The 6,968-nt window shown below is 41.8% G+C and carries 3 protein-coding genes and 1 pseudogene; 2 read left to right on the top strand and 2 right to left on the bottom strand.

Translation table 11 applies throughout. From position 1 onward, the window contains the following. Window positions 1-15: 15 nt before the first annotated feature. Window positions 16-2,331: a carboxypeptidase-like regulatory domain-containing protein gene (locus tag CWC02_RS19060; RefSeq protein WP_138599373.1), complete on the bottom strand. Its 2,316-nt coding sequence runs from the start codon at window positions 2,329-2,331 to the stop codon at window positions 16-18. A 10-nt stretch (window positions 2,332-2,341) separates the two neighbouring features. Next, window positions 2,342-3,754 carry a glycerophosphodiester phosphodiesterase gene (locus CWC02_RS19065; RefSeq protein WP_228482473.1) on the bottom strand — a complete coding sequence of 471 codons (1,413 nt, stop codon included), beginning with the start codon at window positions 3,752-3,754 and terminating at the stop codon, window positions 2,342-2,344. 219 nt (window positions 3,755-3,973) lie between these two features. Here CWC02_RS19065 and dgt point away from each other — a divergent pair, with 219 nt between their 5' ends. Beyond that, window positions 3,974-5,431, top strand: coding sequence for a dGTPase (dgt, locus tag CWC02_RS19070; RefSeq protein WP_138619800.1), 1,458 nt, complete (start codon window positions 3,974-3,976; stop codon window positions 5,429-5,431). Between the two features lie 109 nt (window positions 5,432-5,540). After that, window positions 5,541-6,968, top strand: a pseudogene (locus tag CWC02_RS19075) (hypothetical protein); the annotation flags it as partial.

Here is a 6,968-nt window from a genome sequence, read left to right on the forward strand (position 1 = left end):
TTCATTCCTTGCTAATTACTTGCTTAAATCAATGGTTAATGTTTGTTCACCAGCATCAACTTGGTGCCAACGTCGATACGTTTTATATCCAGGCGCCGATACTTGAATATCATAAGCACCCGTTTTTAACGTCATGCCAGGACGATACTTCGGGCCGATATTCATGATACGAATTGTGGCATTCGCCGCATTCGTGGAGATTGTTAACTTAGTTTTTTGCTCAACCATGTATTGTCTGCGCTGCTGCTGTTCTGCACTTAAGTTGGCATCGCCATGACGCAAAATATCAACCTTAGCTAAAGCATGGCTCACTGGACTAAAACTCTCGTAAATATGCAGTTTTTCTTCAAATTCTAAGCCTAGAGGATGCAGCAAAGGCTGGGCATGCAAAGTCCAACGAATCGCATAACTAAACACCGGATTGCTCGATTCATCGACCTTGTCTAAAAAGTAGTTAACAGGGCTTTGGTCGTCTTCAGTAAAGGTGTTATGCACAAACATTACTGGCACTATCAAAATCAGCGCTGGCATAATCAGCTTTTGCAAAACAGATACAGCAGTGGTTGGTTGCTTTTCTTGCTGAGGTTTAATCAATTGCCATAGTTTTAACGGCAGCTTGCTAAAGGTTAAGCAAATCAAAAACAGTGACAACGACATCGAAATAGGCGGAATAATCACCGAACGGAGTGCTTGTTTACCGTACTCAGCATACTCGCCACCATCTGCAAATTTACCTTCTGAACTATTAAGCATAGCTAGGTATTTGTCGGTGCGTTTTGCAATGTTTGGATCAAGCACCTTGTCTTTAAAGTTCTTTTTATTCCAATCGGCGCGAATGTTTTTCACATATAAATCGCCCATTCTGTCGGCAATTTTAGCTTGAATTTGCGGGTGTAACTGAAACGCAACCCAGCTTAAGTTTGGCTCTAAGCTCATGCCACGTTTACGCATTTCGCTTTGCCATTGTGCATTCGCTTCGTTGGTAACTTTGGTTGCGACTGCATTAGCAAACGCTTGGCGTTGATTTACATTCCAATTGCTTTCAAGTTGTAAACCTTTACTAGCAAAGTGTGCTCTAAGCTTGTTTTGCGTTGTTTCGTGAGTACGAAACGCCACTAAGTTTTCAACCGTAAACGGGTAACCTGTCTCGCTAACAAACATCTTATGAAAGTTCGGATGCTGTAAAAAACGCAGTTGATAATGATCGGGATCATCGGTGTATTTGTAGCGTTTATCCTTAAGACCACCATCGCCACCGGTTGCTAAACTTGCCGCTTGCAGAGCTGTATAAACACCGCCAGTGAGCACTCCCATCAAAATAGTGCCTGCGGCATTTTCTGCAGCCGAGATTTCTTCTTCGATAAGCCAGTAATCAGGCTCTATATAGCCAATACCCGCTTTTAAAATAGTGCTTCGGTAGTCTGCTGCTTCGCGCTCATAGCAGCGATTACGGCGATCTTTTTCGCTGCTCTTATCATAACGCTCACGGCATTTAGCTATACTGTGATGGTAATCATAAATCTTAGGGCCATACTTTTGCGCTCGTGCCGATGCTTTGGCAATGTGGGCTTTTTGTGCTTGCTGATACTTGCTCCAGCCACTGTTGATCTCTTGCTCAACTTGCTGCCAATAACCTTGTTCACGTTCACCTATTCCAGCCAAAGTGTTGTTATACTTTTTACTGCCATCAGCATAGGCTTTGTATTTAACCACCAGCTCATCATATAGCTGGCTGTAGTTTTTATAATGTTTATCAAAATCTTGATACGCTTTCTTCTGCACAAAAGCAGCGATGATCTTACGTTTATCTTGCTCTAAATTATCTGAAAGTGCGGCGTCGCTATACAGTAAGCCACCAAATAGCGCCAAAAAGGTTAAGTTCTCTGAACTATGTAATTGCTCAGGGTTATAATCGAGATCATTCACTTTAATCGAGTTAATTGCTAGAGCATCACGCAGTGCTGCACTGTACGTAGCAAACTGACGTTGCTCTGCTGTAGAGGGCTCAATCAAGGTCTTTTCAATTACATACTTCTGGCCAAAAAACACCACTGGCCAAACTAAACACAGTAAAGCGATAAACGAGATAAGTCCGCGGCCAACTTTAGCAACCATGGCTTTAGGTAAAAAGTCAGCTAACAGCAGCGCAACACCTACTCCAGACACTGCTCGGCCATAAATTTCAAGGTGTTCAAGATCTTCTGCTGAAGGAGTGCCTAACCCCACTAATGACACTAATTGGGCATTAAAAATTGCTTCGGGTAATAAATATAAAGTAGCTAAAACAAGTAGCAAGCAGCGCCACCAAAACGGCTTTATTAAATCAGTCATAGTATTGTTCTTATTGTTTTTTACGTAGTTCTAGTTCAACAGCAGGATCTGTTTCTAGGCTAAAGTCTTCATCGGCTTGGCGAGTCCCTATTTCTAAATTAGGCGCTGAAGGAGTCGATGTTACTTTGGGAATATAAGTTTGTGCTTGCGTTGATTTAAGCGTGCCGCCCACCGCAGGATAAAGCTGATTAGCTTTATAAGCATACAGCTCATCTAAGCGTTCTAAATCAAGGTCTGCAGGCATACTAGCAATTAACTTAGCTTCTGGGTCATCACTAAAAAACGGCTGCATTTTTGGCAACTCGAACACAGAACAAAAACCATATACGGTGTCGTCCATGATCACCGAGTCTGGACGCAGCGAACGTGACTGCGCTAATAAGCTGCGCTCATGATAGTCGTGACCATTAATTGAATATGTAGCAATCATAATGCCGCGCGCTTTAGCAACTGGTTTCAAGCGAGCTGCACTTTGCTTGTAATGACGAATATCAAGCACATAGCCAAAGTTACGTTTTAGTTGCTTTACCAATTTATCAAGCTTAACAGGGCTGTCGTAACGCTTTTCACGATGGTAACGATTTCCAAGTGCTTGCAAGCTTTCAAGTTCTTCTTTGTTACGCTCATAAATAGGATCGCTCCCAGCACCGCGTTTTAGATCACTTGCTAGCTTATTCATTGAGGCTTTTGCCGGTGATTGAATAAATGCCAAATAAATGTCTGGGTTAATGTCGCGCATACGAGTAAGGTTGCGCATTTCTAAGCTACTAAAAAAGTAGTTTCCGCCGCCAACAAACTCATATGCCAAGTAATCAAGCATTTTTAAATCGTTAACTGAGGCCTTTGATTTTATTTCGATATTCAGTTTTTGATGGGGTTTACGATAGCGTGCAAACGTAGCTGCTAGCTCTCTAAATGATGGCGGCATTTTGTCGGTAAGTAGCCCAGTATCTTGATTACGATGACGTAAATAGCCCCACTCTTTTTTGTAGTTCATCGACTCAATTTTACGACGCTTATTATCAACCGTGCCTGTTTCGCGGCCGGTGCGAGCATCATGATGCACAACCCACACATCGTCACGGGTAATACGCACGTCAATTTCAACAACATCAAAGTTGTTGTCGATAGCATCAATTACTGCGTTAAGCGAGTTTTCGGCGTAGCGAATTGAGCCACGGTGACTTTGTAAATTAAAGTTACTGCATTGCCTCGTTGTAGCGTAATTGATATTACCTAGCTGACTTTCGTAAAAACCACGGGCGCGAAGTGCATCCTGTTTGGCCTTAATGGCATTTTTTTCGACTACTGTTAAGGTGTTTTCAGTACTTGTTTCAGGGGTACTTTTACAAGCAGTTAAACCAATACAATACAAAAGAATACTGGCTAGCAGCCATGTTTTTTTAGACAGAGTTTGCATCATTGCTATACAGCCAAAAGGCTTTCCTTTCTAATTCAAGATAATGAAGAAGTGCGTGAAACTGAATAATATATGAATAAAGGACTTAATTTAAAGTAATAACTTTAATAAAAATGAATATTTTAATTTAAGATACAAGCTGTTAGATTAAATTTAATAACTAGCAAAGTTTTGCTAACAACATATAAAAGCCCGATTTTTACCGCTTTGTGGGAACGAAAAATGATCGATTTTGGTAAAAAAATTACCCCAGCACGCGAAATGCGTTCTACCAATAATTTACACACTGCGCTTGAAAGTGATCGGGGTCGTATTATTAACAGTGCAGCAATTCGCCGCTTACAACAAAAAACCCAAGTATTTCCACTTGAGCGCAATGCCGCAGTGCGTTCACGGCTGACTCACTCGCTTGAAGTGCAACAGGTAGGCCGCTTTATTGTGCAAACCATTTTTAATAAGCTCAGTGATGCAAAGCAAAAAGAATATGGCCTAGCTGGACTTGAGCGGCCACTAGAAAGCCTCGTTGAAATGGCCTGCCTAATGCACGATATTGGCAACCCACCGTTTGGTCACTTTGGCGAAGCAGCCATTAATCAGTGGTTCGAGAAACACTTAGACTCACTAACCCCAGAGCGCTGTAAAGGCATTGGCATCAGCGTGATTTTTAAACACTTAGCCCAAGATATAAAAAGCTTTGAAGGTAATGCCCAAGGTATTCGCATAATTCATTCATTGTTATCACTAAACTTAACCTACAGCCAAAGTGCCGGAATTTTAAAATATACTCGCCCAGCCAGCATGGCGAAAAAAGACAGCCCGCAAGATAAAAACTACTTAATGAAAAAAGTGGGCTACTACTTTAGCGAAAAACCCTTTGTAGAAGCACTGCAAACTGAACTCGAAATTGAACAATACTGCCGCCACCCAGCAAGCTACATAATGGAAGCCGCTGATGATATTTCGTATTGTTTGGCCGATATAGAAGATGCGGTAGAAAAAGGCATTATTAGTGTTGAGTCGCTATGTGAAAAGCTAAAAGAGCAATACACCCGCACACTCACAAACCTAACCATAGACGATACCAAACACAGCGACTTTGCCGAAAAAGCCATTGATTATGCGTTAAGTAAAGCGCAAGAGCAGCCATACAATTTTAACAGCGAATTTTTTATTTACCTGCGTGTGACCTTGCTACACCCATTAGTAAGCTACGCAGCAGAACGGTTTATCAGCAACATAGAAGCCATTTACCATGGTGATTTTAATCAAGCGTTATTAGAAGATCGTAGCCATCTGCACGCTGTCACGCTCACCTTAAAACAAGTGGCATTAAAGCACGTTTTTTGCCACAAAGAAGTAGAGCGCTTAGAGCTGCAAGGTTATCGAATCATTAGCGGTTTACTTGATTGCTACAAGCCCTTACTTGCCCTTGACGCCGATGCTTTTAAACGGGTTTTAAAAGGCGATCAACACTACTTAATTGAAACTCGTCTGGTGAAAAAACTATCTAATAAACATTTAAATAGCTATCAAAAAGCCATTGATGCCCTAAAAGCCGAACCTGATCATTTTACCGCCTACGAGTTCTATTATCGCTGCCGTTTAATTCAAGATTACATCAGCGGAATGACCGACCAATTTGCTTATGACGAATACCGAGCGCTCATGGTGATCGATTGACTTTGCTATTTCGCTGAAATTATTTAATGAATGTGGATAAATTGCCCTACTGGGCTTAGAATTAACTCATTGTTTGGGTAACCAGATAAACCTTACTGGTCAGGAAACTATGCCAATTATAAAAACAACTTTATTACTATTACTTGCAAGTCTGAGCTTTACATCAAAAGCACAGTACAACGAAGCTATGTGTATTTTGTTAAAGCAACAAATGCATGAGTATCGTAACAACACTAGCAACAAAAATTATCGTTCAGCTGCCAGAAATTACGAAAAAAATTGCCAAAATCCTACCCCACTCAATAATGGTTCAAACCTAAAAGTTCAGCCACAGCCAACACAACCCGTTGAACCAGTAATTCAGGGTAATAGCACCCGCTCAACTCGACATTCAGGAGCAATACAAGGTACGCCTGAAGAACCAACACAGCCTACAGTTGAGCAAGCATCAGAGATTATTGAGCCGCAACAGCCTGCAGAACAATTACAAATAGAGCCAGAACCACTAGAAACGCAAAATACACAGCTAACACCACCAGTGCAGCAAACAGAAGAGCCCGCTGACGTTGATCGCATTATAATCTCTGATACCCCGACAGAAACTGTGGCCGAGCCTGTAACCTCTCCTGTGATGGAACAACAGCTTGATAACGCAGCGCCTGATAGTTCGCAAAACAGTGAAACTACAGATGTAAGAAAAGCTGTCGAGGCAGAACCTGTTGAGCCAGCATTTACACCGGAGCCTGCTGCTCCTTATGAAAGTGAAAATAGTTCTTCAAGCTCATTATTAATGCCAAGTTTAATTGTCTTGCTAGTACTACTTGTTGCAGGCTTAGTGATTGTTCGTATTCGTCAAAATAAAAATACTGATGCAGAATCAGAGCTTGAACAAAGCTTAATGCAAGCTAAAGCCCTAAAAGCAGCGGCCCAAGCGCAAGCTTCAGCAGAAAAAGAAGCCGAAGAACTTCAAGCAGCAACGGCTGCCGTACTAAATGAAAACTCAGAGCAGTCACAGCAAGACACTGATTCATTTCCTGACTTCACAAACGAATTAACCGAGAAAAATGATAACGACGCTCTCTCTGAACTAATGCACTTTAGTGCACAGCATGATAGTGAAAAGCCACAAACCCCATCTACACAAACAGCTGATGATTTTGCTGACGCCAAGCAATTTAATGACCTTGAACTTGGTTACGACGATAAAGACGTAAACGACTCTGATGACGACTTCTTAGATGAGCAACGAGGCCTAGAGCAAGAGCTAAAATTAGCGAGCCTTGCTTCATCTTACAGCATCAATGAAGAAACAGCTCCAAAAGCAGAGGAACCTAAACAAGATGAACCTGAACTAGAAGAACCGAGAGATTCCGCTTCGTCATCATTCGGCTTTGATGAGTACACAACTAAAGAACCAATTGCCGACGACGAGCCAGTTTTAGCTGAAATCGAAGCGCTAGAAAAACCTGAAATCGATGAGCTTGAGAAGCCAGAGATTGACGAGCCAAGCTTTACGAGTTCTTCATCGTTTGGTTTT

It is taken from the genome of Pseudoalteromonas sp. S2721 (genome assembly GCF_005887425.1).
Classification (GTDB): domain Bacteria; phylum Pseudomonadota; class Gammaproteobacteria; order Enterobacterales; family Alteromonadaceae; genus Pseudoalteromonas; species Pseudoalteromonas simplex.

Bases quoted from the DNA above. Each gene is read 5' to 3' on its own strand.
- dgt (WP_138619800.1), top strand. From the start codon at position 3,974: ATGATCGATTTTGGTAAAAAAATTACCCCAGCACGCGAAATGCGTTCT.
- CWC02_RS19060 (WP_138599373.1), bottom strand. From the start codon at position 2,331: ATGACTGATTTAATAAAGCCGTTTTGGTGGCGCTGCTTGCTACTTGTT.
- CWC02_RS19065 (WP_228482473.1), bottom strand. From the start codon at position 3,754: ATGATGCAAACTCTGTCTAAAAAAACATGGCTGCTAGCCAGTATTCTT.